This is a genomic window from candidate division WOR-3 bacterium (assembly GCA_039803545.1).
Lineage (GTDB): Bacteria > Hydrothermota > Hydrothermia > UBA1063 > UBA1063 > UBA1063.
Genome location: JBDRYS010000001.1, coordinates 591,209 through 618,039, shown reverse-complemented (window position 1 = coordinate 618,039; position 26,831 = coordinate 591,209). Strand labels below are relative to the sequence as shown.

Annotated in this window: 22 protein-coding genes; 7 read left to right on the top strand and 15 right to left on the bottom strand. The window is 40.3% G+C overall.

Going from position 1 to position 26,831, the window contains the following annotated elements; all coding sequences use genetic code 11:
• Nucleotides 1-11: 11 nt before the first annotated feature.
• The 3 genes from ABIM45_02785 to ABIM45_02775 are packed head-to-tail and all read right to left on the bottom strand — an operon-like array spanning nucleotide 12 to nucleotide 2,825.
• Complete coding sequence (locus ABIM45_02785; protein ID MEO0238837.1) at nucleotides 12-761, bottom strand: hypothetical protein; 750 nt, start codon at nucleotides 759-761, stop codon at nucleotides 12-14.
• Nucleotides 742-2,217 carry a DNA methyltransferase gene (locus ABIM45_02780; GenBank protein ID MEO0238836.1) on the bottom strand — a complete coding sequence of 492 codons (1,476 nt, stop codon included), beginning with the start codon at nucleotides 2,215-2,217 and terminating at the stop codon, nucleotides 742-744. Before ABIM45_02780 ends, ABIM45_02785 begins: the two co-directional genes overlap by 20 nt.
• Nucleotides 2,218-2,270: 53 nt before the next feature.
• The gene (locus ABIM45_02775; protein MEO0238835.1) at nucleotides 2,271-2,825 is read right to left on the bottom strand and encodes a DUF1232 domain-containing protein; all 555 of its coding nucleotides are present in this window, start codon (nucleotides 2,823-2,825) and stop codon (nucleotides 2,271-2,273) included.
• A gap of 54 nt (nucleotides 2,826-2,879) precedes the next feature.
• Between ABIM45_02775 and lpdA the strand changes: the two genes are divergently transcribed.
• The 5 genes from lpdA (at nucleotide 2,880) to mltG (ending at nucleotide 7,331) form a co-directional block, all read left to right on the top strand.
• Nucleotides 2,880-4,241 carry a dihydrolipoyl dehydrogenase gene (lpdA, locus tag ABIM45_02770; protein ID MEO0238834.1) on the top strand — a complete coding sequence of 454 codons (1,362 nt, stop codon included), beginning with the start codon at nucleotides 2,880-2,882 and terminating at the stop codon, nucleotides 4,239-4,241.
• On the top strand, nucleotides 4,238-4,864 hold the full coding sequence (gene lipB / locus ABIM45_02765; protein MEO0238833.1) for a lipoyl(octanoyl) transferase LipB: 627 nt from the start codon (nucleotides 4,238-4,240) through the stop codon (nucleotides 4,862-4,864). The genes lpdA and lipB overlap by 4 nt, the downstream gene beginning before the upstream one ends.
• A gap of 107 nt (nucleotides 4,865-4,971) precedes the next feature.
• A complete protein-coding gene (locus ABIM45_02760; protein MEO0238832.1) occupies nucleotides 4,972-5,895 on the top strand; it encodes an ROK family protein in 924 nt (307 codons plus the stop codon).
• Nucleotides 5,873-6,313 carry a Holliday junction resolvase RuvX gene (ruvX, locus tag ABIM45_02755; protein MEO0238831.1) on the top strand — a complete coding sequence of 147 codons (441 nt, stop codon included), beginning with the start codon at nucleotides 5,873-5,875 and terminating at the stop codon, nucleotides 6,311-6,313. Before ABIM45_02760 ends, ruvX begins: the two co-directional genes overlap by 23 nt.
• Nucleotides 6,300-7,331 (top strand): endolytic transglycosylase MltG, encoded by a 1,032-nt coding sequence (gene mltG, locus ABIM45_02750; protein ID MEO0238830.1) that lies wholly within the window; start codon nucleotides 6,300-6,302, stop codon nucleotides 7,329-7,331. Before ruvX ends, mltG begins: the two co-directional genes overlap by 14 nt.
• Here mltG and ABIM45_02745 read toward each other — a convergent pair.
• From ABIM45_02745 to ABIM45_02710, 8 genes are all read right to left on the bottom strand, one after another.
• Nucleotides 7,317-10,220: a hypothetical protein gene (locus tag ABIM45_02745; protein ID MEO0238829.1), complete on the bottom strand. Its 2,904-nt coding sequence runs from the start codon at nucleotides 10,218-10,220 to the stop codon at nucleotides 7,317-7,319. The genes mltG and ABIM45_02745 overlap by 15 nt on opposite strands.
• Nucleotides 10,221-10,223: 3 nt before the next feature.
• The gene (gene dnaB / locus ABIM45_02740) at nucleotides 10,224-11,615 is read right to left on the bottom strand and encodes a replicative DNA helicase (GenBank protein MEO0238828.1); all 1,392 of its coding nucleotides are present in this window, start codon (nucleotides 11,613-11,615) and stop codon (nucleotides 10,224-10,226) included.
• Nucleotides 11,612-12,700 (bottom strand): alanine racemase, encoded by a 1,089-nt coding sequence (gene alr, locus ABIM45_02735; GenBank protein ID MEO0238827.1) that lies wholly within the window; start codon nucleotides 12,698-12,700, stop codon nucleotides 11,612-11,614. The genes dnaB and alr overlap by 4 nt, the downstream gene beginning before the upstream one ends.
• A gap of 1 nt (nucleotide 12,701) precedes the next feature.
• A complete protein-coding gene (locus ABIM45_02730) occupies nucleotides 12,702-13,163 on the bottom strand; it encodes a hypothetical protein (GenBank protein ID MEO0238826.1) in 462 nt (153 codons plus the stop codon).
• Nucleotides 13,164-13,180: 17 nt separating this feature from the next.
• Nucleotides 13,181-14,494 (bottom strand): TldD/PmbA family protein, encoded by a 1,314-nt coding sequence (locus ABIM45_02725; protein MEO0238825.1) that lies wholly within the window; start codon nucleotides 14,492-14,494, stop codon nucleotides 13,181-13,183.
• The gene (locus ABIM45_02720; protein ID MEO0238824.1) at nucleotides 14,494-15,858 is read right to left on the bottom strand and encodes a TldD/PmbA family protein; all 1,365 of its coding nucleotides are present in this window, start codon (nucleotides 15,856-15,858) and stop codon (nucleotides 14,494-14,496) included. The genes ABIM45_02725 and ABIM45_02720 overlap by 1 nt, the downstream gene beginning before the upstream one ends.
• 13 nt (nucleotides 15,859-15,871) lie before the next feature.
• Nucleotides 15,872-16,663: a phospholipase D-like domain-containing protein gene (locus ABIM45_02715; GenBank protein ID MEO0238823.1), complete on the bottom strand. Its 792-nt coding sequence runs from the start codon at nucleotides 16,661-16,663 to the stop codon at nucleotides 15,872-15,874.
• Between the two features lie 777 nt (nucleotides 16,664-17,440).
• Complete coding sequence (locus tag ABIM45_02710) at nucleotides 17,441-19,537, bottom strand: SBBP repeat-containing protein (GenBank protein ID MEO0238822.1); 2,097 nt, start codon at nucleotides 19,535-19,537, stop codon at nucleotides 17,441-17,443.
• Between the two features lie 386 nt (nucleotides 19,538-19,923).
• Between ABIM45_02710 and ABIM45_02705 the strand changes: the two genes are divergently transcribed.
• Nucleotides 19,924-21,570, top strand: coding sequence for a hypothetical protein (locus ABIM45_02705; protein ID MEO0238821.1), 1,647 nt, complete (start codon nucleotides 19,924-19,926; stop codon nucleotides 21,568-21,570).
• 70 nt (nucleotides 21,571-21,640) lie between these two features.
• On the opposite strand, the gene gyrB is transcribed toward ABIM45_02705, so the two are convergent.
• From gyrB to recF, 3 genes are read right to left on the bottom strand one after another with little or no spacing between them, the layout of a single operon-like run.
• The gene (gyrB, locus tag ABIM45_02700) at nucleotides 21,641-23,563 is read right to left on the bottom strand and encodes a DNA topoisomerase (ATP-hydrolyzing) subunit B (GenBank protein ID MEO0238820.1); all 1,923 of its coding nucleotides are present in this window, start codon (nucleotides 23,561-23,563) and stop codon (nucleotides 21,641-21,643) included.
• Nucleotides 23,564-23,851, bottom strand: coding sequence for a hypothetical protein (locus ABIM45_02695; GenBank protein ID MEO0238819.1), 288 nt, complete (start codon nucleotides 23,849-23,851; stop codon nucleotides 23,564-23,566).
• Nucleotides 23,848-24,855, bottom strand: coding sequence for a DNA replication and repair protein RecF (gene recF / locus ABIM45_02690; GenBank protein MEO0238818.1), 1,008 nt, complete (start codon nucleotides 24,853-24,855; stop codon nucleotides 23,848-23,850). Before recF ends, ABIM45_02695 begins: the two co-directional genes overlap by 4 nt.
• A 58-nt stretch (nucleotides 24,856-24,913) precedes the next feature.
• Between recF and ABIM45_02685 the strand changes: the two genes are divergently transcribed.
• Entirely contained in the window at nucleotides 24,914-25,987 is a 1,074-nt protein-coding gene (locus ABIM45_02685; protein MEO0238817.1) for a DUF763 domain-containing protein, read from the top strand.
• On the opposite strand, the gene nfo is transcribed toward ABIM45_02685, so the two are convergent.
• Entirely contained in the window at nucleotides 25,984-26,829 is an 846-nt protein-coding gene (gene nfo, locus ABIM45_02680) for a deoxyribonuclease IV (GenBank protein ID MEO0238816.1), read from the bottom strand. The two genes, ABIM45_02685 and nfo, sit on opposite strands and share 4 nt — an antisense overlap.
• Nucleotides 26,830-26,831: the final 2 nt, after the last annotated feature.

Sequence of the window (26,831 nt, the reverse complement as noted above, 5' to 3'; positions counted from 1 at the left end):
GGAACTTTATTCTATTTGTGATAGTGGTTAACGATTAGTCCTAAAGAGGCTAAGCTGTTTACACAAGCAGAGTTTTGTAAAGCTGTTATGATCTCTACTCGGGGCGGTTTGTCGGGTAATAACATAAAACTTAATATGCCGCCCTTTTTAGTGTAATATCTAAATCGAAAGTCCTTGGCTTTTCCCCATCCGCCTTTACCCGCTCTTACAATTTGATTTCCATAAATTCCATATAACAGGCCATTGGGTATACATCCCAGCACTATTGCGTGGATCTTATCTGATAGTTGTTCGTGAATAACTTGTACCACATAAGTTAGGGTTATCTTTTCATCCACATACCTGGGCGGGAGGTTTGCTGTGAATGTATTAGGAATTGAATAGCTTGTTTGATTTTGGCCGATGTTTATTACCCCTTTGTAATCTGATTCGTTAGAAATAAGTGCAGTTTTTATGTCAATATGGATTCTAAAACCTTCATCTGAATCGAAAACCAAATCAGAGCCTATAGGAGTAGAGTTGGGGATCGAAAAATAGCTACTCGCCCATTTGTGAAAAACCCTCTCTGAACCTTTGTCAAGGTCACTTTGCTTATAACCTTTCCTTGCCGTACTAAGAAATACATTTACCCAATCACTTTTTATTGGGATTCTCGAGTTTAATTGATTAATTATTTCGTTTATTCTCGTAAGCATGTTTGTTTTAATAGTTACGAAATACCTGTGTTCAGCTAATTCTATGTTATTCAATGAATTCGACATTTCCACATCTTCCCAGGATTAATTTTTTATAGTCGGGATTTATTTCTATTAAGATTGCCTTCCGGTTTAGTTTTTGTGCCACTTCACCAACGGTGCCAGAACCTGCGAAAGGATCAAGAACCGTTCCACCTGGTGGACAACCCAATTTTATGCATCTTTCGACCAGTTTTTTCGGGAAAACTGCAAAATGTTCCCCTTCATAAGGTTCAGTGGGGATTTCCCACACATCCCCAATGTTTTTACCTTTTGGGTGTGGGCGGACTGTAGAAATCATCGCTACAACATCAGTTAAGAGTCTGTCGTATCGGCTATCCAACTTTAAAACATCTTTTAACTTGCTCCAGTCTGAAGGCCTTGGCAAGCTTCCGCCTTTGCCCCAGTGCGAGAAATCCTTTCTGAGCCAATGTGCTGCAGTATAATTGTAACCTAAGAGTTTTTCTAAGGCTTCGATGGTTATATTTGATTTTTTTAGGTGTCTCTTTAGATAGTCTGCAATAAGTGGCTGGGGAAATATCCATTTTCTTTTTAAAACCAATTTTTCTCCAGTAATTGCAAGTCTTCCAGCTGGCGAAGAGGTAAGAAGCTTAGCTTTTTTGTATTTTTCGCTCCCTTTTGCATAGGTCAATTTGCTTTTTGTGGACAAGTTGGTAGAAAAAAACCATTCTCTTTCTTCTTGCACTTCATTTTGAAATTCTGGTATAGGTAAATTAGTTGTCTTGCAGTTTGGACAAAGGAAATTCCCATAATTTGCGTAGGAGAGTAAAATGTCCCAGTAGCTAACTTTGTGCGAACAATTCTCACATCGAAAAGTCGCTTCTTTTTGCTCCTCTGCAAACTCTATGTTCTCTTCCTGACCGTCATCCCATAAAACCTTTATGAATTTTTTATTAACTCCTGTGACAATGCCTTCTCTTTTACCTCTTGATGTTAAGTTGTCTTCAATTTTCCCTGAGAGAAGACTTTCAATGTTTGTGCTAAGGCGCGGGGTAAATAATTCACTCCTTTCATATAGCTCTGCCAGATTGAAATAGAATACCTCTTTCCCCACATTTTTTACGAAAAAGAATACAGCTTCATAAGTGTTGTTTAATCTGTTCCTTGCTGGTGTTGGCATTGCGTTAGGCTTGTACCAGATAATTTTGTTTTTTAACATGTAGCCTAACTTTCTCATTTCAAAGGCAACAAGTTCTGGTATCAGCAAAAATTCCTCATTTTGAAATTTGTAACCTATATTTAAGAAAATAGTAGCAGTGGTTTTTAACTTTGGCCACAATAGCTCAAATACGTATGCAATCTCCTTGGCGTAGTCCTCAGGTGATGTTTCTTGTCCTATTTGCCCCTCAATCCCGTAATCTCGTTGTTGCCAGTACGGGGGAGAGGTAATAACACAATCTATACTATTGTCTTCAAGCAAATTGTAAACTTTTCTAACGTCTCCAATTATCGCTTTTACCATTGTGCGGTAGTCTTAAAAACATTCAATAAACTGACATCCGTTTTTTAATTATACTATTCTTCAGCTGCATCTTCAATGTCTGTTTTAGAGGAGTTTTCTTTTTCCGTTTGAAGGTTTAGTTTCTTTTCAATTCTGCTGACGAGCTGGTTAAATTTCTGTTCTGAGTTCTTACCGAGCAGGGAAGCTAAGAATTGGGAATATCCAAGGATCTTCTCTATTATCTTGGGAGCTGACTCACATCCTGGCCAGTAGGATTTTATTTTTTCCTCGTTGAGGTGTTTCATAAGTCCATTTAAAATATAGGCAGCAAGGAATATATCATCAACATAACCGAGAATGCCAAAAAACATCTCCGAAAAGATATCAATAGGAATAATCCAGTATGCGAGAACTGACGCAAGGCCTGCCTTAAATTCTAAGGGAACTTCCGGATCTCTATAAATCCTGAAGAGAAAGATGAAAAGATCTGGACCTGTGAGGAGGATCTCCACTGCTGTTCTGCCATATTTGCCTAAGATTTTCTCTGCATCCTCAGCGATTTTTCTGCGCAAAAACTTATAAAAACTTAAGTAACCCTCAACACTCCGTACCTTCTTTATGTTTTCCATAGCAGATAAATTATAATATTGCAATAAGAAAAAGCAAAACTCTGGAGGTTGGTGATGAAGTTTTTTGATGCTGTGATTCTTGGTGCTGGACCTGGAGGGTACGTTGCAGCAATCCGCCTGGCACAACTGGGCAAGAAGGTTTGTGTTGTGGAAAAAGATCAGGTTGGTGGAGTTTGCCTGAATGTTGGTTGCATTCCCACTAAAGCCCTTCTTGAAGTTACTTCTATTATAGAAAAGGTTGAAACTTTCAAAGGGAAAGGAATTTGGGTTGATGGCTTTAGATTCGAGCCCGAAAGGATGCGGGAGTGGAAGAAGAGTGTAGTTACGAGACTTGTAAAGGGTGTGGAGTATCTCTTTAAACAGAACGGCGTTGAACTCCTTCGAGGGTATGGTGAACTTTTAAACGAAAGGCAGGTAAAGGTCGATGGTGAGATAATTGAGGCAGATTCCATTATCCTTGCAACTGGCTCTTCTCCAAAGACCATCCCCGGCTTTGACTTTGATGGCGTAAAAGTTCTCGATTCCACCTCAGCCTTAGAAATAAACGAAATTCCCAAGCATCTTTTAATTGTGGGCGCTGGTGTAATTGGTGTAGAAATGGCAACCATTTACAGAAGACTTGGTTCGGAGGTCACTGTAGTGGAAATATTGCCCCAAATCCTGACGGGTTTTGACACGGAGACGGTGAGTGTTTTGAAGAGAAATTTGGAAAGAAAGGGCATCAAGTTCCACCTTAGCTCTAAATTGATTAAGGAGGATGGTAAACTGTTTGTTGTAAAAGGCGAGGAGAAAATCTCTATTGAGCCTGATAAGATTTTGATTGCGACGGGTAGAAAACCTAATACCGAAGCCTTTGTAAATGCTGGTGTAGAACTTGATGAGAGGGGATTTGTAAAGGTTGACGAAAACTTCTCAACAAATCTAAAAAGTGTTTATGCCATTGGTGATATTATTCCGGGACCTCAGCTTGCCCATAAGGCGTCAAGGGAAGGCATTATGGTCGCTGAAATTATCGCTTCGGGTAAGCCTTCTAACCGTGCAAAATTCATTCCTTCCGTAGTTTACGGTGACCCTGAGATTGTTAAGGTTGGCTACACTGAAGAGGAATTGAAGGAGAAGGGTATAAATTATAAAGTAGGAAAATTTCCCTTCCAGGCAAATGGCCGTGCATTGACCCAGGAAAATGTGCAGGGATTTGTGAAGATCTTAGGTGATGAGAGGGATAATGTTTTAGGATTCCATATTGTAGGACCTCATGCCTCGGAATTTGCAGGTATCGGAGCTTTGGTTCTTGAAAATGGCCTTAAGGTTGAGGATATTGCGAAGGTCGTTTTCCCTCATCCAACTCTCTCTGAGGCTATAATGGAGTGTGCTGAAAATTACTACAAAAAGGCGATCCACATCATCAATCGATGATTGAATTAATAGACTTGGGGTTTAAGCATTACAAAGATACTTGGGATTTCCAGAAGGAACTTGTGGAAAAGAGGATCAGAGACGAAATTCCTGATACCCTTATTTTCGTTGAACACGAACCGGTGTTTACACTTGGCAGAAATAGAGATTGGAAAAATCTCCTTTTTCCCGAGGATTATTTGAGAAGGATGGGATATTCCCTTTATAAAGTGGAGAGGGGAGGGGATATTACCTACCATGGTCCTGGGCAACTCGTTGGATACCCCATTTTTAAATTAAACAGCGCCCTTGCCGGTGTTAAAAAATTTGTTTACAATGTGGAAGAGGCCCTTGTAAGAACGTTAAAAAGGTACGGTATTGAAGCCTACAGGCACAAGGAGTACACTGGAGTTTTTACTCCTCAGGGCAAAATAGCATCCATTGGCCTTGCTTTTAGGAAATGGGTTTCCTTTCATGGTTTTGCCCTGAATGTGAATAATAGTCTTGACCCTTTCAAATTCATAATTCCCTGTGGTATATCCCATATTCCTATGGTGTCAATGAGTTTGATTCTCGGTAAAGAAGTTCCTATGGGGGAACTTAAAAAGTGTGTCTACGAAAGTTTCTTAGAGGTTTTTGGGTGATAAATTTAAAGGCAGCGGCCTGTTCAAGTTTTTGTGAAGCCTTTTGGAACTTTTTAATTAGTTGAAAGTTGAGCAATCTTGTTGAATAATTAAAATCAGATGGAGAAATGAAGTTGAAACGAATATTATCCTTTGATATTGGGGGCACCAATGTAAAGTATGGGGTTGTTGAAGACGGAAAGATTTTGGAGAGGGGTTCTTTTCCAACGGATGTGGATAAGGGAAAGGATTTTTTAATCTCAAGACTGGTTGAACTTGCTAAGGAAAAGATTGATAGAATTGATGGGATTGGGCTTGCTGTTGCAGGACTTGTTGACCACGAGAAGGGAATTGTTTACGAACCACCCAATTTACCGGGTTGGAATTATGTCCCGATTAAGGAGATTATCGAAAGTAAGACTGAAAAACCTACCTTTGTATTGAACGATGCCAATGCCTTTGTGCTCGGAGAATGGCAATTCGGAATTGGCAGAAAGGTCTCTAATGTAATTGGAATAACCTTAGGAACGGGTGTTGGCGGTGGAATTATTGCCCATGGAAAATTACTTTTAGGCGGTGTTCATTTTGCTGCAGAAATAGGCCACATGGTCATTGATCCTTCTGGTCCTGTATGCAATTGCGGGCAAAGGGGATGCTGGGAGGCTTTTTTAGGGAGTGCTTATTTTTCTCAAAGGGCAAAGTTATTCTTGCAAAAGTATGGCATTGTCCTTAAGGAATATTCTCCTAAGGAGTTAAGCGAACTTGCAAAGCAGGGCAGTGAACCAGCTAAATTACTGTGGGAAGAGTTTGGATATTTCCTTGGAATTGGCCTTACAAATCTTACCCACATCTTCGACCCAGAGGTTTTCGTTATCGGTGGAGGTGTATCCAACGCCTTTGAACTCTTTATTGAAAGTGCTACGAATACGATGAAGGAGAGGGTTATGGGGTATGCCAAGCGCAGAATAGAAATCAGAAAATCTTCCTTAGGTGATGATTCTGCCCTGTTAGGAGCCTACTATTTTGCCCATGAAGAAGGTAAAGTCTGGTAGGATACTGGCGGTAGATTATGGCAGGAAAAGGGTAGGACTTGCCTGGAGTGATGAGATGAGGGTAGTGGTGTCACCGCTTAAGGCTTATGACAACGATGAAAATTTGCTAAATAAATTGGTCTCGTTGATTACAGAAAACAATGTGACAGAGGTCGTCTTTGGAATTCCTTTGAGAATGAGTGGAGAGGAAGGTGAACTTGCAGAAGAGATAAAAAATTTTGCAAAGGAACTTTCTAACAAATTGCCAAATATTGCTATTTGTTTCTTTGATGAAAGCCTGACTTCAAAGGATGCCGAAGCTCTCTTCAAATCCAAGCACGGAAGGTATCCAGTAGAAAAAAGGGATAAGTATATAATCGACAGTTATTCGGCGGCGATTTTGCTGGAAGAATACCTTAGGAAAGATGAAAACTTTTAAGATTTTTTTAGTGGTCTTTACCATCCTTTTACTTGCAGCATGTATTTATTTTATTGAGTTTTTTTACCCTATTAAAGGGGAGTACGAATTCCTGGTTTCCAGAAAGGTTCCAGCTTCCGTTGTAGCTAAGTCTCTTGAAAAAGGGGGTTTTATAAGAAATGCATACAGTTTCTTGATTTTGTCAAGGATAACGGGCTGGGATAAAAAAATAAAGGCAGGAAAATATAAATTGTCCCGTCCCCTTCCGACCTTCCGGCTTTTATATGCGATGGTATATAACGGACTATATGTTCTCGAGAACCCTGTTACCGTTAAAGAAGGTGAAACCATTGCCGACATCGCAAAAACTCTCGCCACGATTGAAGTTGATACCGCTGAATTTCTGAGACTTACAAGAGATCCTTCCTTTTTTGAGTATCTGAAAAAATACTTTCCGAGACTTGATGCGAGGGAGACCCTTGAAGGTTACCTTTATCCCGAGACCTATATGTTTTACTGGGCCGAAGACCCAAGACAGGTTATTTTTAAGATGGTTTCGCAGCTTTTCGCTGTTATACCTGATTCCTTCTATGACAGGATGAAGGAGTTAAAGTTCACTTTGAATAAGACATTGATTCTGGCCTCTATCATCGAGAAGGAGGCTCAAGTTGACTTTGAAAGGCCCCTTATTTCTGCAGTATTTCATAATCGCTTGAGGCTCCGCCGTCCTTTAGAATCGAATGTAACCTTAGAGTATTACCTGAGAGAACGCCGGGCCTGGCTAAAGGGAAGTGAAACAAGGCTTGATACTCCCTACAACACTTACAAGTATACTGGACTTCCGCCAACTCCAATATGTTCTCCGTCAATCAAGTCGATAACTGCTGCACTCTATCCTGCAATGGTGAACTATCTCTATTTTGTTGCAAAAGGTGATGGTACCCACCACTTTTCCAGGACTTTCGCTGAGCACCGTCTCTACACAATGAAAGTCAGATCACTGTATAAACAAAAAATACAGAATTCACAGTCGCAGTAACCTGTTGTAATATTCCCTTATTATTTTTCTTTCTTCTGGCGGAAGCTTTTCTATTTCCTTTAGAGTTTCGCTGATTTTTTCCGTATTGATGATCTTTTCGCCTTTTGGTTCCACGAAAGGATAGGGCTTTGCCGGTTCAGCATACCTCTTTTGGGTGTACTCCTCTTTCTTATACGTGCCATAGGCGTCGAGAAGGTGTTTCAATGTCTTCCTCTGGGACTCGATGAGCTCATTGTCGAATTCCCGCTTTCTTAATTTATCCTCCACCTTTTGAAGTTCCTTAAGGGCCTGTTCGATTTTTTCTCTAACTTCTTGATTTTGGGATTTCATATAGAGAGAAAGCATCTGGCTCTTCATCTCTGATATTTTATCGAGCATAGAGGAGGTGAAATTTTGAGGAATGGGAATTGGTATTTGCATCATTTCCCCTGTCTGTCTTATCATAGAAGCCTGTTCTTTCATCAATTTTTCCAGCATTTTCATTGCTTCCATACCGCCACTTTGAGAAGTGGATTTTGCCGTAGCCTCCATCCTGAAGAGTTCAAAGATTGCGTAATTTAAGTAATTCAAAGAGGCCCAAGGCTTCACATAGAGTGAATCCATGGCCAGATCGATGAGCTTTGGAACCCTTGATGAAGTTATGAGAATGAGTATACCTGTCTTTCTCAGCTCCTCCCGGCATCGCTGTAGTGACCTCATAACGTAAGGTAAAAATTGTTCATTTTTTAAGTTGTCTTCCAGAGCTAAGGAAGCTATCAGAAGTTTTCTTCTGAGGCTTCCTACCATTTCAATTAATTTCGAGATCTCTTGGTCAATGGCAGATTGCTTTAAATCCTTCATATAGGAAAGCATCTCCTTAAGCTCTTCCTCCTGGGCTTCTTGAGATTTCAATGTCTGCTTCCGATTATTGCTTGCGACCGATTTTAGAATCTCTTCCTGTAATTTCTGTATTTTGCTTAAATTCTCATTTAATTCTTCGGGTGATATCAAGTCTTTTAGGCTTTCCTTAATTTGAAAGAAATTCTTGGAAAGTTCGGAATTGAATTGCTCCTCTAATTTTTTGAGTTCTTTAAGGTCTCCCGTTTTTGCGAGTTCATGCAGGTTTTCTCTCTTTTCCAAAAGTTTCTGGATTCTTTCTGTGGCGTCGTTGATAGCCAATTCTTTTTTCGCCAATTCCAACAGTTGCTCTAAATAGCTGAGCCTTTCCAGAAGCTCTTCACTTTTCTTATTGAGTTCCTCTGCCTTCTTACTATCAAACCTTTTTGTGGAATCGGCTAAGGATTCAAATTTCTTCAAAAGGTCTGGAAGATCTTTCTGCAGAATTGAATAGAGTTCTTCTCCGACCTTCTGGAGCTTCTGAAGAAGCTCGGGGGAGAGGGATAGAGTTTGAAGATTCTCGATAGATTCCTGGATTTTCGAAAACTGCTGAATAGCTGATTGTAGCTCTTCAAGGATCTTATCTGTTTCAACGCTGGTTTCTCCTTTAAGGGACTGGATTTTCAGTGAATCAATGATATCAGAGACTTTACTTTTGAGATTACTGAAGTTTTCTGCACTTTTTTCAAATTCGGCGGTTACTTTTTCCATTTTTTCAAATTCCTCCTGGTAGGTCTGCTCAAGGGTGGGGAACACAACGGTATAAACCTGAGAGGAATCGATAAGTCCCGTTCTATCTTCTGCGATTACATAAAACTTTAACTCATCTCCGGGGAGCATTGCCTCTTTCTGAAGGTCTATTTCGTACCTCAGGAATTTTTCAACCTGGTTTTCTCCGAGGAACTTTATCCTTCTTATGCCTCCCCTCAAGGTGTAGTGTAAGTAAACGACCTTGATGCCATCTTCGTCAAAGATGTGTGATGAAATTTTGAGTTTCATATCCTCTGGAATGTAAGAGTAAGGGTCCTGTGGTTCGAGTACCTCAATCCTTGGGGGAAGATTTGGAACTACCGATAAACTGAAAAGGTGGATTTTGTTTTTAAGCGTTTTATACTCAATTTCTGCCGTGATGTCTAAATCTACTGAAGGGCTTAGGGTAAATTCAACGGATTTGTTTCCTGATTTTATAAGTTTGTCGTTGGCGAATACTTTTAACTTGTAGGAAGGATTTGCAAAAATCTTTATTTTTACAGGTGTCTTTTCCGTGATTGCAATCCATTCAGGACTAAGATAAGATGTTTTGGCAACAAAGACCCGAAAGGAATCAATCTGGGGCTTTTCCAGAATTTTTACTAGGGAGGGTATAGTGGTAAATCCATTAAACTTCCCAAAAATCTTATATGTTCCTGGGGATTGGAAGCTAATCGGCACAGTGGTATCCTTAGCCACAAAAACTGGCTTTGAATTTTCTTTGAGAAGATAAAATCGCACCTTTTTGTTTGCTTTGAATGTTATTGTGGTATCTTTGAATGCTAATGCAAAGCGAGGCAAAATTTCACCTTGTGGAACATTTTTTAAACCGGAATAAACGGAGGGGAAGAGGGTAATCGCTGTGAGAACGAAAAGGATTGAGTACGGCAACAACCTCAGTTCGGAGAGTATATTCACACGTGTTTTGATCTTCCCCTTGAGTTTTTCTTTTATCCGATTTTCGAGGATTTCTAAGTAAGGCGTTTTGCTTTTCTTTAATTCATAGTAAGAAATCAAGGACTCCTGAAATTCGGGGTTTGATTTTTCTAAGGTCCAGAGGAAATTTTTAAAGGTAAGTTTATTTGCCTGATTCTTTGCAAAAAGGGCAAAGATAAAGGCAAGTACAAATTTTGCTAAAGTATATAATGCGGGGAACGGTTTTAAGGTTAAAAGAATCAAGACAAAGGTCAAAAGCAAAAGGGCGCATTTCAAGAGGATTTTAAGGATGTAAACTGTATAAAGCGGAATTAACTTTTTATGCATTAATTAGAATTCTAAACCAGGTGGCGCGTAGTTTTCAAAGCGGGTATACTCTTTGATGAAGGTAAGCTTAACTTCACCAACTGGCCCATTCCTGTGTTTTCCCACAATTACATCCACCACATCCTCTTCTGGAGGTTCTGCTCCACGAAAGTCTAATTCGTCTTCTATGCGGGGTTTGTGAAGGAAAATTACAAGGTCGGCATCCTGCTCGATGGCCCCGGATTCCCTCAGGTCTGAGAGTTGAGGCCTTTTGTCGGCGCGTTGTTCAATAGCTCTGGAAAGCTGAGAAAGCGCTATAACGGGGATTTGCAACTCTTTTGCAAGGGCTTTAAGAGACCTTGAGATTGCTGAAATTTCTTGCTGTCTGTTCTCGGCGTTCTCTGGTCCCCTTATGAGTTGGAGATAGTCTATAAAGATTGCCTTTACGTCGTGTTCTCTTTTGATCCTTCTTGCTTTTGCCCTTAGCTCCAGAATTGGTATTGAGGGGGTATCATCGATGAAGATTGGGGCTTTTTTGAGTGCGCCTGCCGCCATCGTAATCTTTTCAAAATCTTCTTCCCTTATTATTCCTTTTCTAAGCTTTGAGATGTCTACCCGCGATTCCATACACAAGAGTCTGAGTCCTATCTGGTCTACCGGCATTTCAAGGCTGAACATCGCCGTTGGTATACCTTGTTCGACGCTTAAATAACGCATTATGCTCAGAGCAAGGCTTGTTTTTCCTTGAGAGGGCCTTGAGGCGATGATTATCAGGTCTCCGTTATGAAAACCTGTAGTGAGTTCATCAAGGTCTTTAAATCCTGTGGGTAGACCTGTAATAGTCGAACCAGTGTTTTTTATCCTTTCTATGAGTTTGACGTTTTCGCTGACCAGAGTTTCCATTGTGATGAAACCTCGTCGAATTTCTCTTTCCCTCACACTGAGAATCTGTTGCTCTGCGTAGTCCAGGAGTTCTTCGGCAGGAAGCGCTCCTGTGTAGGCTTCCTTTAAAATCTCTGTGGCATTTTCGATGATTTTTCTGTAAATTGACTTCTCGAGGAGGATTTTACAGTGGTTATCAATTAAGGCAGGCGAGATTACGCTTTCGGCAATTGCCATTATATACTCGGGCCCTCCAATTTCCTCTAAATAGCCCTTTTTCTTTAGCTCCTCAACTAATGTAAGTGGATCAACGGTTTTTTTAGTTTCAAAGATCTCAGATATGGTGTTAAATATCTTCCTGTGGGCATCAAGATAAAAGTCATCTTCCTTTAAAGTCTCGAGACCCTTATAAAGAGCCTCTTCACTCATAATCATTGCACCGAGGACCGACATCTCTATTTCCCTTGCAAAGGGGAGTTCCTGGGTTAGATTCTCCGTGGTTTTCTTCTGCTCTTTTTTTCTTCGTTCTGTCATACTATTATTCTCGGAAGTTTTGGTGACAGTTTCGTTACAATTTCGTAATTTATAGTACCGCTTTTTTCTGCTAACTCTTGAACGGTGATCTCTTCTGCCCCGTCACGTCCAATAAGCGTCACCTTGTCACCGATTTTAATATAATTTACAACCTGTGAAGCGTCAAAGATTATATGGTTCATGCAGATTTTTCCCACTACTGGAACTCTCTTCCCTTTTACAATGACTTCTGCCTTTCCTTTAAGATTCCACATATAACCATTGCCGTAACCGAAGGGGATAGTAGCTACATACATATCTCGCTTTGCTTTAAAGAGGTGATCGTAACTAACCCCTTCTCCTTTTCGTATTTTTAGTACATCTATTACAGTGGAGTAAAGGCTCAGGACCGGTTTGAAGTGGCTCGTTGTTGAATTGTTAGTTAAAAGACCATAAAGGGAAATCCCAGGGCGTACACTATTCGTAAAATCGAGGAGGAGTTTGAGAATTCCCGAACTATTTTCCATATGAATTAACAGATCTTGTTTTTGAGGAATTTTCTCTATGACAGATTTGAACTTCTCTGCCTGCTTTTGTGCAAACTTTGTGTTCTCGGGGAGCGTTGCATAATGAGAAAAAATTCCTTCTAACTTTAAATTTTTTGAGTTATAGATGATTTCTAAAGCTTCAGAGAGTTCCTCGGGTGTTAAGCCAGAGCGATTCATTCCGGTGTTGATTTCGAGATGCACCTTTACAGGCCAGGGTAAGCTTAGGGAGTTTAACCATTTTAGATACTGAGTGTTCCCCACAAAAATGCTAAAATTTAACCTCGAAGTTTCAACGATTTCCCTTTCCTCTAAAGGTGGTAGTGATACCATTATTTTAATGTCTCTCGTGTGTTCGTAAAGCTCTAATGCTTCCTCAAAGTCCCCTACAACGAAAGCATCAACATGGTCTTTTAAAATCTGCGCTACCGGTAGAAGTCCATGTCCGTAGGCATTGGATTTTATAACAGCAAGTATCTTTTTGCCTTTTGCTTTTTCTTTTATTAAACTTACGTTGTTTATCAAGGCCTCTTTTGAAATTTCAATCCAGTTTAAGGGCATATCACATCCTCAGGGCAAAGCCTAAGTTGTAAAACGAGAATTTCTTATCAATTCCACGGTAGTTCGAGTAATTTACAGAGATGTACAATTTTAAAGGTTTGTCTGTGATCTTGATATCGGTACCGAGGCTGTACCCTGTAATATAGTAGACATTGGTGTAAGAAGGGTTTTGGATTTGAAAACGAGTAAAAAGGGGCCTTCCTTCAAAGGAACAAATATTTCTTAAAAGAGGTGGGACTAAGGTAATGAGGGGGGCTATGCTGGCCAGTTTAATTTCAGAGTTTCCACTGCCTGACATCACAAAGGAAGAGCCTTCAAAAGAAATTCCTGCTGCCAAAAATCGCCATTGATAAATGGTGGCATCAAATCCCACCGTCCCTCCACCTTTCAGCAGGTTCCTTGTCTCTCCCGAAGGTATGCCAACTGCAATATAGCCCTTTAAATTGGACGTCAAAAAGCTCATAAGAATTAAGAGCAAGTTCATTTTGTAGTTACTGAGATACCGTCAAGTAGAATGTAAGGAATTCTTGCAAAACCGCCTGTCCCCATACTGGGCATTGCTTCCACATTGCTTGATATTTCAATTACTCTCTGATAATCTTCGTAGACGTTGCCGGAAATCATCGTGTCCTTTACCCTGCCGACTATCTCACCATTCTCGATGTAATAACCAAGCCCTACGTTCACCGAGTAGTCTCCCATCATTATGTTTGACTGGCCTGCGCCAATTGGGAAGAGGAAGAGAATGCCTTTATCGAGGTTTTTAATGATTGTGTCTAAATCAGATTTTCCTTCTTTTATTATCAGATTGTGAAAGGCAGGGGTAGGAAGGGATGCGAAGCCCCCTCGCTTACCATTTCCCGTAGGCTTCATATTGAGATCTGCCGAGGTGTCCAAATTAAGCACGAAATTTTTTAATATCCCGTTTTCTACGATGGGCTTTTTCTCCGCTTTGATACCTTCATCGTCAATAGTACACTTACCCGGCATATCGTATTCAGGGTCATCGGTTATTGTGATGCTTTCATGGAGAATCTTTTCATTGAGTTTATTCTGAAGGGGTGACATTTTCCTTGCAATACTAAGGCCATTGACTCCAGAGCCGATAGATAGTCCAAGGGTGGAGCCAACGGCAAAAGGCGAAAAAATCACCTTATATTTGCCTGATTCCAATTTAGCAACGCGGTCGAAGCCAATCAAAGTTTTTTCTAATTCTTTAACCACATTCCATAATTCTTCCTTTGAAAGCTTGCTTTTTGACCATGTCCATTTCCAGGAAAAAGTGAAGCCTGCCTCCGTTATGGTGAAAAGGCTCAAGGAAAAGTCAAAATATTTTATCCTGGAACGTGCTACATTGTTGTTTTTGTAGTTGGTCAAAAGATTTTCCCTACTTATTTCTTCCAGTGAAAGGTCAACCTTGCCGTGGTATTTTCCCTCTAAGTAGGTGATTATTTCTTTCACTTCATAAAAAACGGATTCGAAGTCGATTTCGCTCTGCAGGTTCCCATATTCGAAATTTACCCCTTGTATTTCTGGGAAATCAAATTTTGCTTCCTTTGCATATTTTGCAGAATTTATAGCATAGTCAAGCACATCTACATTGTCCAACTGGTTTGTACTGCTAAAACCTATGTGTCCATCTTTCAGTATTCTAACCCCTACGCCTTCGACAATTTTATGGGAGATGTCTTTAAGCTGGCTTTGCTCAAAATTTATGCTCTTTGTTTCAACCTTAGAGAAGAAAATTTCGTATTTTAAATCTCTTTTCTTTGCCTCGCTAAGGATTTTTTCCATTATTTCCCTCCTATTATTACATTTCTGATGCGGATGTGAGGAGCCCCATCGGAGACTGGAAGGGGCATCTGGCCACCTTTACCACAACCTCCAAGGCCTCCAAAGATTTTAAGATCATTTCCCACTGCATCAATGTTTTTCAGTGTTTCGAAAAGGTTTCCAGAAAGCACCACATCTCTTACAGGTTCAGTAATCTTTCCTTTTTCTATTTTGTAGGCCTTTGCAGCAGAGAAGGTAAACATCTCAAGTTCTGTTTGTCCACCCAGTGCACCAACTACATAAAGGCCCTTATCAACGCCTTCCAGGAGCTCTTCAAAGGTTTTATCTCCATTTTCGATGTAAGTATTAGTCATTCTAACAAGGGGCATGTAGTTGAATCTGATGGCTCTTGAATTTCCGGTAGGTTCCTCGTTCATAAGGGCAGCAGTGTAACGGGAATGGAGTCTACCTACCAATTTCCCATTTTTTATGAGGTAAGTTTTTCTTGATTTTACCCCATCATCGTCATAAGCGATATAGCCTCTCTCTCCTACCATTGAGCCGTCATCAACGACAGATAAAATTTCTGATGCCATCGTTTTGCCAAGGGTCATAATTTCCTTTAACTTTTCATTCCCATAAACATGGTCTGCCTCTGAGAGGTGACCAAAGGCTTCGTGAATGAAAACACCAGCAATCTGAGGGTCAAGAATTACGGTGTAAACACCACCTTCGACTTTGTCGGCTTTCAGGAGGTCCAGAACATCTTTTTTAATTTCTTCAAAATCTTTTTCTCTGTTCAGAACCGTTTCATAACCTCTTAAATCTCCGAAACTTCTATATGCTCTCTGAAGGATGTTTCCCTCCTTGCCTACGACCGTTGCCGCTACACCGCAATAGGGCCTCTCTTCAATAATTTCCGTTCCCTCGGTGTTGAGATAGTATCTTGTGAGCAGTTCCTCACGATATACCACGGATACCGCTGAAAATTTTTCGTTTCCTGTGAAGATGTTGTGGTATCTTTTGACCAGTTCCACTTTTTCGTCAAAGGAAACCGTCTCAGGGTGGATTGAAACGTAGGGGATGACTTTGTCTTTTTTGGGCTTATCAGGATACAATCCTACCTCTTTGTCCGTTTTGATTAGTTTCGACATCTTTTCTGCACTGCTTAAGGCTTTTTCTGCATCCTCTGGCCTTGTGAAAGTTGCGAATCCAAAAGTTCCTTTGTTAAAGAATCTCACTGAGCCTCCGGAAATGATGTTTGTAGAGGAACTTTCAATCCGCCCATTCACCATGCTTATATCGGTTACTTTCCAGATCTCGAAGCGGATATCCGCATATCCACTTGAGACCTTTCCAAGAATATCTCTAAGTTTTTCCAGCATAAATTGACTCCTTTTAATTCAATACTTCAATTCTGTAAGCTTTGATCTCTTCCTTGCCACGGAAGGTTGTTTTCTTACCCTCAACTTTTATTCTCATCCCCGGCAAGAGGTCGTAATGGCCCGTTATAAAGATTTTAGTGCCATCTTTCAAGTATATTATCGTGTAGGGCCTGCCTTTCTTTGAAACCTTTCTTTCAACACTTCTAATAACTCCCGCAAAATAGGATTTTTCAGTCTCGAAATAGGATGGTGCTTTTTCCTCGGACTCTTTCCACAATTTTTCAAAGTACTTTTTGAATTCCTTTGCAAGGGCTTCGCTCTCAATCAGGACATTGCTTTCATTATTTGCCTGTAGTCCGAAGTAGGTCCAATTTGTAGACCCAAGAAGAATGTATTTTGAATCCACAACGATGAACTTTGCATGGGTAGTCTTATTCCTCTTGTCGGTTTTTACTTCGATATTTGCCTGTTTTAAGAGCCTCATGATTTCACTTACAGATTCGTAAAAATCTTTGCCTAAGAAAGGCTCCCCGCCTTCCAGGATTATTTTTATCTTGACGCCTTTCTTGGATTTTTCTATTAATTTTGAAAGGAGCTTATTGGAGAAGCTCTCCGGTTTGTCGGCATAGTAGGAGAATTGGAACATACATATTAAAATCTCTTTCTGAGCATTGTCAATAAGGTTTGATACTACATCACAGTAAGAGGAATCATAGACCGCCTTAACTTTTGCACTTTCATCGGTAAAATTTGTTATAGAATTAGGCTGTAGCGCCAGTTGAAAAAACAAGAACCACGCAAGCATGGTTTAATTTTAAAGGCGTGAATTTGAATATAAAATAGAATCTGAGTTGCAGCTTTTGGAAATGGTTTTGAGAAAGGCTGAATTATAAAGAATTACGGGTTGGGAGTCCTTGTAAGGGTTTTTTAAGCATTCTTCGCCTTCCATATTGTTTGGATAGCACCGTTCTTTAAGTATTCTATGCCTTCCCGGAATTTTGGTTTGATTTGAAAGGAGTGAGCCTAACTTGGCTATTATTTACCGCTAAATTTCGGTGTGGGTTTGATGCTTGAAGAGGGTACTAAGTTCTGTGTTTATAGGACAAGAGACGCTGACAGGAGAGGGGTTATAGGTTCATTGCCTTTATTCAGTTTAACTCGTTTCGGGGGGAAAGAAATGCTTAAATTAGTGGCGATCTCTTTTTATTTAGAGGGAAAACCGATTTATAGGGACGAAAAAGCATTAAAGGTCGCGTGTTAAGACTATTTTGGGGTATCATTATAGACATGCGGGGCTCTTTCGGAGCCCCGCACAAGAGTGTGATTCTTTTTCTCAATCAGCTTCCGGATTTACAATCTCTATTATTCTACTCCCAATACCCCCCTTATCCTCCAGGTAAGGGTGCTCCACATCGCATAAATAAATACCCGGTGTCAGAACTTTAATCTCTTAATCTGCTTTATTAAAAGAAAGTTCAACGATAATCAGTTCACATACGACTTCTGGCTTAGTATACAATCACTATCCTTTCATAGCTCTGCGGGCTCCAATGGCAGGTTATCAAGCCAGCAAATAGCAAAGCTACCTAATCTTCCCACTTGAAGTTATTAGATTGGCATTGAATTTTAGAATGAAGGGATCCCAATAACCAGCATAACTTCCCTGAAAGTAAGCACCACCACCTGGATTGTAAACAGGAAAATCGGTAGAATAAGTATTACCTACCACATAAACATTACCCTGTGCGTCTGTCGCTACAGAACTGGCAACATCAACACTACTTCCCCCACAATAAATAGCCCATTGTAGCTTTATTCTGCGGGGATTAAATTTGAGAATGAAGACATCACAAGAATCTATACAAGCCCTACTTATATAAGGATAAGCACCACGTAGTTTGTAAACAGGAAAATCGGAAAAGTAAGTCTTGCCTACTACATAAACATTCCCCTGTGGGTCTGTCGCTACAGAACTGGCATCATCAACACTGCTTCCCCCATAATAAGTAGCCCATAGCCTTACTCCACCGGAATCGAATTTGAGAATGAAGGCATCCCGATAACCAGCGTTACTTCTCTGGTAATAAGCACCACTGAGCACTAAAAGATTGTAGAAGAATTTAGCCAGGCCAACAAGACTTCTCCTATAGTGAGCACAACTACGTGGATTGTAAACAGGAAAGTCTAAAGAACAAGTCCAACCCACTACATAAACATTCCCCTGTGGGTCTGTCGCTACAGAATAGGCACGTTCATCACAACTCCCCCCATAATAGGTAGCCCATTGTCTTCTTCCACGAAAATTGAATTTGAGAATGAAGGCATCATCATAACCGGCAAAACTTCCCTGATAGTAAGCACCATCACCTGGATCGTAAACAGGGAAATTGGTAGAACGAGTATGACCCACCACGTAAACATTACCCTGTGGGTCTGTTACTACAGAAGAGGCACAATCATTACCACTTCCCCCATAATAAGTAGCCCATAGCCTTGCCCCACTTGAATCAAATTTGAGTATGAAGGCATCATCACCACCAGTTTTACTTCCCTGAAAGTAAGCACCACATCCTGGATCGTAAACAGGAAAATTGGTAGAACGTGTATAACCCACCACATAAACATTACCCTGTGCGTCTGTTACTACAGAATTGGCCCTATCAAAACCACTTCCCCCATAATAAGCAGCCCATAGCCTTACTCCACTGGAATTGAATTTGAGTATGAAGGCATCAAAATTACCACTTTCCTGATAGTAAGCACCACCACCTGGATTGTAAACAGGAAAATCGGTAGAATAAGTGCCACCCACCACATAAACATTACCCTGTGCGTCTGTCGTTACAGACAAGGGCTCCTCCCACAAACCACTTCCCCCATAATAAGTAGCCCATAACCTTGCTAAAGGCGGGTCTATGACAAGATTTTCATTCCTGCTCCAGTCTCTTACATCATAGGCCAAAAGCCCATCATCAAAAACATAGTTCACCTTCACCCTTCTATCACCCTCATAAGCATAAATACTACCATCAAGAATATCTCCTACCGGTGTGGATAAAATGATCTCACTCCCATCATCATTTAACTTTACATCTGCCCACTTCACCTTTAGTTTTATTTCATCAGGATTACCCTCAGGCTTTACCACAAACTCATGGTGTAAGTTCCCATCGGCATCGTACCTGAAGACCCAGTCTATACCAGGATAAACCTCCTTCACTCTTACAACCCTGTAAGTCTTTAGATTTGTTATCCCCTCAGGGCAACTGGGAAGATAGTAGTTCACATAACCCGGCAGTTCATCTTCAAAGACAATCTTTGATCTGTCAATGTTTCCACCTACCAGTTCAAGATCAACACGGGCATAATTTACAGGAGAAGAATCTTCTTTATTGAGCCTCTCTTTCAAATCAAAGCCTTCGAAAGAATTTAATTCTTCTTCTGTTTTTGTGTAAATCACATAACTAACGCCATCTTTCTTAAAGAACAAATTGAGTCCCGGAGCCTTTGTTGAGAAGATGATGTCTTTTACAGGTCTCCCTTCAAAGTCCTGCACCTGGCCATAGTTGGGTTCAAAGCCCCTGTAGACCTTTATCAGTTCACCTGTAGGGACATAGGCATAGAGGGGAAAAAGCCAAAGAAGCACCCCTAATACTACCCCCTCAAGATATTTTTGCATTAAACACCCCCTCATAAGCAAGATAATTATAATTTAGGCTTTTTATGTCGTCAAGTTTTCGGCGTTCCTCAAGGTTAAATCTACTCTCGCAATGGGGTAGTCTCTTGAAAAGTAAAAATAGGAAAAGAGAGAGGGCAGCTGTCCTTTAAAAACAAGAAGTAGCGAAAAGTTCTTACACACAGTTTCTTCAAAAAGTGTTTTCTTGATACAAAAGCGGCTTTAAGTCGTGGTATTGCATTTCAACGTTGGTGCCGGATTTGGTCTTCAAATATTTTGTGCTCTAATCGTTAAACTTCGTGTTTCGAGTAGCTTGGTGCACAAAGTTAACCGCCGGAATCTTTGAAGTTTGGACCCTCGAATTTATAATCTTCCCAAAGGAGGTTGTAATGATTTTTCTTTTAGCTATCTTAATGGCTCAATTCAATCCTGCTTCTTGCGTATCAGACTTTTACTCTGGGCGTTATTTTGCAACGGGTTTTTTGATGAAAGGGCCACAGGAACTCATTCAGGATCCTTCTTATCTGCTTCTTGCAAGGAATTCCTATTTATTACTAAATTTGAGTAATTTTTCCGATAAAAACAAGCTCTTTGTATTCGGTGGAAATGTAAGGACCGAGCAGCTTATGGAAGGTGGTCTTATTAAAATCGGAGAAGAAAAGTTTCCATTAGCTAACGCCTTTGGGACTTCTGGATATTTCAGAAAAGATACACTCCAATATGAGGATGCAGACCTTAACGGCTCTTATGACAGAGCCAAGTTAGTGAAGTTTGAGGTTAATGGAGATTCCACCGTTTTTAACTTGTCTGCCCTTGTTGGCTTTCAGTTTGTTTATGAAAACTGGTTTGTTTCTGCCTCTTTCTTAAAGTCACAATTTAATACCCAATATCAGAAGCCCGGTGATACTTTGAGGAATTTTGGCTACTTCAACTATTCAATGACGGAGGCTACTTATCCTGACAATCGTTTTGTTTTGCAAAGGATTGGGCGAGGGGATTTTGCGAGTAAAATCATAGATAATCTAAACTTTGTCCAGCTTGGTGGTGGCATAATTCTCAGTGATTCATCCTTTGTAAGCTTGCTTTTAGGATATAAGACCTCGGAGGAAAGGAATTTAAGTGATGGATATTTTTCTTGGGCTATTGACTCGGATACTACGAGACGGGAAACCCACGTAGCCTACGATCAGGGCAGGTTAGACGAAGAGACTTCTTTTGCGGGCAGGGGTTATTCTTTAAATCTCGATTATTGTCTTCCGAAGGACCACAATACATACAGAGAAGCAGGGCTTTTCTTTATAAGGGATAACATGGCAGTAGATAACATCTCAAAGGTCAATATGAGCTACTTCGGAAATTTCAACACGGTGGTTGATACTTTTATGTCAAAATATGATAGCGTGACTTACAACGAGGAAAATTTCACAAGTTCAAAGGGCAAAACTGAGGATTACTTTAAGGCTTATTATAGTGAAGTCTTTGAATTAAATCCCTTTGCAAGATTTGCCCTTGGGATCAATGGTTATTACCGTTACAGCTATATGAATCTCTCTTATTCTGGACTGGATTCTTTATACGTGGGGTATTCAGATGGCGATACCGTATTCCATGATTCGGATGACTATGAAAGGGTTGTAATGCAAAACAAAGTTGGCTGGAAGACGACGGAAGAGAAGGAGTATGCAATTCAAATCCCCACTGCAGTTGAAGTAAATCCCTTTAACTTAAAAGGGGTGACTTTGTGGTTTGGTAGTCTTTTTAATTTCACCCACAAATTTTCTGCTGAGGAATTAAAAATTGTCCCCTTGGGTGAGAAGATCGATTCGACCCTTAGAGGCGATTCTACGGTAATAGTGGTTAGGACTCCAATTTCTCAATTAAGGCAGAGAACATCCTTTGTCAAAGAGAATATAATGGTCTTTTTGACTTATGGACTAAGTCTCGAGATTAATGAGAACATCGCTGTTGAGGCTTACTTCAGGAATAAATTGAACCGCTTCGATTCTGTGAACTTTTCAGTGGTTATAAAGTTTTAAGTTAGTCGATTCATATTTACAATTTTAGTTCGCCTTATCAATTAAAACCAATGTTTGGTGCTATTGCTACTTAAATGTCAAGATTTGTAACAAGAGTTGCGTGTTCCATTATGTAATTCTTACGAGGTTCGACTTTTGGCCCCATTAGGATGCTAATTAGCATACTTGCTTGGGCAGCATCTTCAAGGGTTACTTTCTTTAAAACTCTGCGTGCAGGATCCATAGTCGTTTCCCACAATTGTTCGGGATTCATTTCACCAAGACCCTTGTACCTCTGTATGGTTACATTTTCAATCCCGTGGATTCTTATAAATTCTTCTTTTTCTTCCTCGGTGTAAGCGTATTTTTCTTCTTTCTTGGCCTTTAGTTTGTAAAGAGGTGGTTGGGCGATGTAAATATACCCGTGTTCGATAAGGGGCTGCATATACCTGTAAAAGAATGTTAGGAGAAGGGTTCTGATGTGAGAACCATCGACGTCTGCATCGGTCATTATGATGATTTTAGAATAGCGTGAGTTCTCTGGTACGCAGTTGTCTTTAATGCCCGTGCCAATAGCCTGAATCAATATCTTAATCTGTTCGTTTTCAAGGACCTTTTCGAAGGATGCCTTTTCAATGTTTAAAGTTTTACCCCTAAGGGGTAAAATGGCTTGAAATTCTCTGTTTCTTCCCTGTTTGGCTGAACCACCTGCTGATTCGCCCTCAACAATAAATAGTTCTGCCTTGGACCGGTCTTTGGTGGTACAATCGGCGAGCTTTCCTGCAAGCCCGTTCGCATCCCAGGAAGATTTTCGCCTTTCTATTTCCTTCGCTTTTCTCGCTGCTTCTCTTGCCCTCTGGTTTTCAAGGCATTTTCCAATAATAACTTTTGCATCGTTAGGGTTTTCTTCAAGGTATCTTGTGAATTCTTCATAGACTGCAGAAGAAACAAGGCCGGTTATATAAGTGTTGCCCAGTTTTGTTTTTGTCTGTCCTTCAAATTGTGGGTCAGGTAACTTTACATGGATAATGCAGGTAAGTCCCTCTCGTAAATCCTCACCTTGAAAGGCCTGATTCTCCTTTATTAGGTTATTTTTTCTTGCAAAGTCGTTAAGAGCTCGGGTAAGCCCCTGGCGCAGCCCAGTGACATGGGTCCCGTGTTCTGTGGTGTTTATCGTGTTAACAAAAGAGATAAGTACTTCTTCATAGCCTTTATTATATTCTAAGGCAACTTCGACTTCGACCTTTTCATTTTCAAATCTCCTATGGAAGTAAAAAGGCTTTTCATTCAGTACATATTGGCCCTCATCAAGTTCTTTAAGGAATTCTTTTAATCCACCTTCAAATTGATACTCTTTGTATTTCCCTGTTCTCTGATCTTCGATGGATATTTTAATTCCCTTTACAAGGTAGGCAAGTTCCTTCAGCCTTTCACTTAACAATTCAAAATCGAAGTTTATATTCTTGAAGATTTCAATATCGGGTTTGAAGGTGACCTCAGTACCGTGTTCATCGGTTTCTCCTATAACCTCAAGGTCCTTAATCTTTTTGCCTTTAGAGAAGGCCATGTGATAAATTTTCCCGTCTCGGAACACCTTGACTTCGAGGTATTCTGAAAGGGCGTTTACAACGGATGCACCCACACCATGTAAACCACCGGAGATTTGATATGCCTTAGATCCAAATTTTCCTCCAGCATGCAAATAGGTAAAAACTATCTCTACAGCAGGGATTTTCTCTTCAGGGTGCATGTCTACAGGAATTCCTCTACCGTTGTCTCTTATCGTAATCATTCCATCTTTTCTTATTGTCACTTTTATTTCTGTGCAAAAGCCAGCCAGTGCTTCATCTATAGCGTTATCCACAATTTCGTAAACTAAGTGGTGCAGGCCCTGTTTAGACGTATCTCCGATGTACATTGCAGGGCGTGTTCTAACCCCTTCAAGACCTTTAAGAACTTTGATTTCTTTCGCAGTGTAGTTATTTTGCTCTTGCTCAAAGATTTTTTCGTCCATTTACAACCTCCCTACGATGACAATATTTTCTGGGTTATTTTGCAACTCTTTTCCATTTATGATGGAAAGGAGTTCCGCCCTCCTCATAAAAAGTTCATTTCTAAGGACAGGACTTTTAATCTCAATGAAAATTTTTCCCTTTTTAACTTTCACTTTTCCTATGTTTTCCTCCCCGTAAGTTTTTACCAAATATTCTCGCAATTTTTTTGCCTTCTCAGTAAGGTCTACATTTCTTTCAATCCCGAGATTCTCCAAGATTTTTTTTACGGAATCGTCCAGGTTTCTCATAATTTTATGACTCTCGTAATTCTTTGATGCTCTAAGTCAAGATATGGTGCGCTGATAAAGGATTGGTTTCTTAGGCGTGACAAGACCAGCTCGACCCCCCTTTTATCCAGGACACTAAAGGGCTCATCCAGTATCACTATAGAATTTGGGTTGAATATGTTTAAAAAGGTAAAGTAAAAGGCCAGAATTATCAAGCGCTTTTCTCCTTCTGAAGCAAAAATTTTGGCAGGTTTCCCATCAATTAAAAATTCGATCAAGTCCCTGTGCGGGCCATGAAAGGAGTACCCTCTTTCTAATTCTTCTTTAACAAAATTGTCAAAAGAAGCCTCCTCTTCTATAGAAGGGTTGTATGTTATATCTGCGGTTTTGCCTCTCAGGAACTCCTGAGAAGTTGCCGAAAAGTGGTCCTTAATCTTTTCAATGAAATTTTTTCTGTAGCGAATAATTTCATGGGAAAGTTGTTCCTGTTTCTGATTCCAGGGCTTTAGCTCTTCAACTTTGCGATTTCTTAGTAGGTAGTTCTTGTTTTCGACAACCTTTGTGTAATCAAGGATAAGCCTCATGTATTCACTGTTTGTTATAGAAATTAGCCTATTTATAACCCTTCTTCTTTCCCTTGGTGGACCGTCAATTATGTCCTGGTCTCGATCCGATGAGATCAAACTCGGTAGTATTGAAAAAAGAGTTGCCACTCGGTCCAAGGCTTTATTGTTGATGAAAATCTTTTTCATTCCTGTTTCACTGTCGTAAAATACTACAATGTTATGTGTTAATCCATCTTTCTCGAAAGTGGCTTCAATTCTAAAAAAGTTTTCTCCCCAGGTAACTAAATCTCTGTCAGAAACTCTCCTAAAGGATTTGGCCTGTGACAAATAGCAAATTGCTTCCAGCAAATTGGTTTTTCCACTTCCGTTTGGGCCTAAAATTAAATTTATTCCGCTGTCAAAGTCGAATTTTTTGGCTTTGAAATTTCTGAAGGATGACAGAGTTATCTCTTTGATCATTTGATAATTTTACGGCAAAATCCTTGAAATTTCAATAAAAAGACGCTATTATTAGCATATGAAAACGGGATATATGACCCTTCCCCTTCACGGCGGAAAAGCCCCTCACTGGCTGATGGAAAGAATGACTAAGCTTGCGAGGAGCATTATATCCATAATGGTGATGGAATTTGGAAGAGAAGAGGTTCTAAGAAGACTTTCAGACCCGGTCTGGTTTCAATCCCTTGGGTGTCTACTTGGTTTTGACTGGCATTCTTCAGGGGTGACAACTACTGTAACTTACGCTATAAAGTCCGGCCTTAAAGGCCTTGAAGGGGAATTGGGTATTTTTGTAGCAGGTGGGAAGGGTAAGCACTCTTTGTTAGTGCCTGAGGAGGTTAAAAAAACGGGTGATGCCTTTGGTTTCGATGCCGAAAGGATCATTTATGCCAGTAGACTGAGTGCAAAGGTCGATTCTGTGTTGTTGCAGGATGGATATTCTCTGTACCATCATGTGATCATTTATACAAAAGAAGGCAAGTGGAGTGTAATTCAGCAAGGGATGAACGAAGAGTCCCGCACTGCGAGGAGATATCATTGGTTTTCGGAAAAGGTGCAGGATTTCACTTTGGAACCGCATACTGGAATCATTTCTGAGAGAAGAGAACGGAGCGTCCTTGACATAACATCGAGGAAATCAAAAGATGCGCGAAAGGTAATCCTTGACTTAGTGGGGACTGCACCCGACAAAGTTATTTCGCTTTACCAGAAGGCTATTTCTTACAAAATGCCGTCAAGGCACTACATTACTTTAAAGGATATGAGACCGGAAAATTTGAAAAAGGTTCTCATAAAAACCTATGAGACAATTCCACAGGATTTTGAAAGCCTTCTGGCGGTAAGGGGGCTTGGCCCTATGAGTATGAGAGCACTGGTCTTGATTTCGGATGTGATTTACGGTGCGAGGCCAAGTTATGAAGATCCAGTCATTTATAGTTTTGCACATGGAGGTAAGGATGGATATCCTTATCGGGTAAGAAGGGACGTATATGACAAATCCATCGAAATTTTGGAGAAGGCAATCAAAATGGCTAAATTGGGTCACAGGGAAGAGTTGGAAGCCTTAAGAAGATTGCAAAAGTATTTTCTTTAGCGCTTCTTTCTGGACTTTATAAGCTTCCTTAACACTTTTAAATTCTCTTCGTAGAATTCTTCAGCTCCAGGTGTCTCAAGGATCATCGGGTGTTCTTGGAACCTCGGATCATTGACTAAAAGTTCGAAGGCTTTGAGCCCAATTTCACCTTTACCTATGTGTTCATGACGATCTACGTTGGATCCCAAAGGGGTCTTAGAGTCGTTCAGGTGAAAGCATTTCAGATAGTGGAGCCCGATAATTTGGTCAAAGTTTTCAAAGGTTTTATGATAAGATTCCTCGTCTCTTATATCGTAGCCCGATTCAAAGGCATGGGCCGTGTCAAAGCAGACACCAATTCGAGACTTTTCTTCAACCTGTTCAATAATTTCCGCAATTTCTTCAAATCTTCTACCTATTGCATTTCCCTGCCCAGCTGTTATTTCAATAAGAAGAATTACATCTTTTACCTTGGAGATTGTTATGTTGAGCGCCTCGGAAATTCTTTTGATTCCTTCTTCAATATCGGGATTCGAGCCAGGATGAAAGACAAGGTAGGGTATCTCCAGCTGGTAAGCCCGATACGCCTCGTCTATAAAAGCTTCCCTGGATTTTTCATAGGTCTCTTTATTAGCGGAGGCCAAATTTATTAGGTAGGAGTCGTGAACTACGGGTTTTTGAAGATTGTAAAGTTTTATTTTTTCTTTAAAAGTTTTAATCGATTCTTCGGAGAGTTCCTTTGCGATCCATTGTCTCTGGTTTTTCGTAAATATCTGAATTGTGTCACATTTTAATTCATGACCCCTGTCTGGGGCATTTTCAACACCACCTGCAATGGAAACGTGAGCACCCAAGAGTCCCATTT

Bases quoted from the DNA above. Each gene is read 5' to 3' on its own strand.
- ABIM45_02705 (MEO0238821.1), top strand. From the start codon at position 19,924: ATGATTTTTCTTTTAGCTATCTTAATGGCTCAATTCAATCCTGCTTCT.
- lpdA (MEO0238834.1), top strand. From the start codon at position 2,880: ATGAAGTTTTTTGATGCTGTGATTCTTGGTGCTGGACCTGGAGGGTAC.
- ABIM45_02745 (MEO0238829.1), bottom strand. From the start codon at position 10,220: ATGCATAAAAAGTTAATTCCGCTTTATACAGTTTACATCCTTAAAATC.
- ABIM45_02760 (MEO0238832.1), top strand. From the start codon at position 4,972: ATGAAGTTGAAACGAATATTATCCTTTGATATTGGGGGCACCAATGTA.
- lipB (MEO0238833.1), top strand. From the start codon at position 4,238: ATGATTGAATTAATAGACTTGGGGTTTAAGCATTACAAAGATACTTGG.
- ABIM45_02785 (MEO0238837.1), bottom strand. From the start codon at position 761: ATGTCGAATTCATTGAATAACATAGAATTAGCTGAACACAGGTATTTC.
- ABIM45_02710 (MEO0238822.1), bottom strand. From the start codon at position 19,537: ATGCAAAAATATCTTGAGGGGGTAGTATTAGGGGTGCTTCTTTGGCTT.
- recF (MEO0238818.1), bottom strand. From the start codon at position 24,855: ATGATCAAAGAGATAACTCTGTCATCCTTCAGAAATTTCAAAGCCAAA.
- dnaB (MEO0238828.1), bottom strand. From the start codon at position 11,615: ATGACAGAACGAAGAAAAAAAGAGCAGAAGAAAACCACGGAGAATCTA.
- ABIM45_02720 (MEO0238824.1), bottom strand. From the start codon at position 15,858: ATGCTGGAAAAACTTAGAGATATTCTTGGAAAGGTCTCAAGTGGATAT.
- mltG (MEO0238830.1), top strand. From the start codon at position 6,300: ATGAAAACTTTTAAGATTTTTTTAGTGGTCTTTACCATCCTTTTACTT.
- ABIM45_02685 (MEO0238817.1), top strand. From the start codon at position 24,914: ATGAAAACGGGATATATGACCCTTCCCCTTCACGGCGGAAAAGCCCCT.
- gyrB (MEO0238820.1), bottom strand. From the start codon at position 23,563: ATGGACGAAAAAATCTTTGAGCAAGAGCAAAATAACTACACTGCGAAA.
- ABIM45_02780 (MEO0238836.1), bottom strand. From the start codon at position 2,217: ATGGTAAAAGCGATAATTGGAGACGTTAGAAAAGTTTACAATTTGCTT.
- alr (MEO0238827.1), bottom strand. From the start codon at position 12,700: ATGCCCTTAAACTGGATTGAAATTTCAAAAGAGGCCTTGATAAACAAC.
- ABIM45_02730 (MEO0238826.1), bottom strand. From the start codon at position 13,163: ATGAGCTTTTTGACGTCCAATTTAAAGGGCTATATTGCAGTTGGCATA.
- ruvX (MEO0238831.1), top strand. From the start codon at position 5,873: ATGAAGAAGGTAAAGTCTGGTAGGATACTGGCGGTAGATTATGGCAGG.
- ABIM45_02775 (MEO0238835.1), bottom strand. From the start codon at position 2,825: ATGGAAAACATAAAGAAGGTACGGAGTGTTGAGGGTTACTTAAGTTTT.
- ABIM45_02725 (MEO0238825.1), bottom strand. From the start codon at position 14,494: ATGGAAAAAATCCTTAGCGAGGCAAAGAAAAGAGATTTAAAATACGAA.
- ABIM45_02715 (MEO0238823.1), bottom strand. From the start codon at position 16,663: ATGCTTGCGTGGTTCTTGTTTTTTCAACTGGCGCTACAGCCTAATTCT.
- ABIM45_02695 (MEO0238819.1), bottom strand. From the start codon at position 23,851: ATGAGAAACCTGGACGATTCCGTAAAAAAAATCTTGGAGAATCTCGGG.
- nfo (MEO0238816.1), bottom strand. From the start codon at position 26,829: ATGGGACTCTTGGGTGCTCACGTTTCCATTGCAGGTGGTGTTGAAAAT.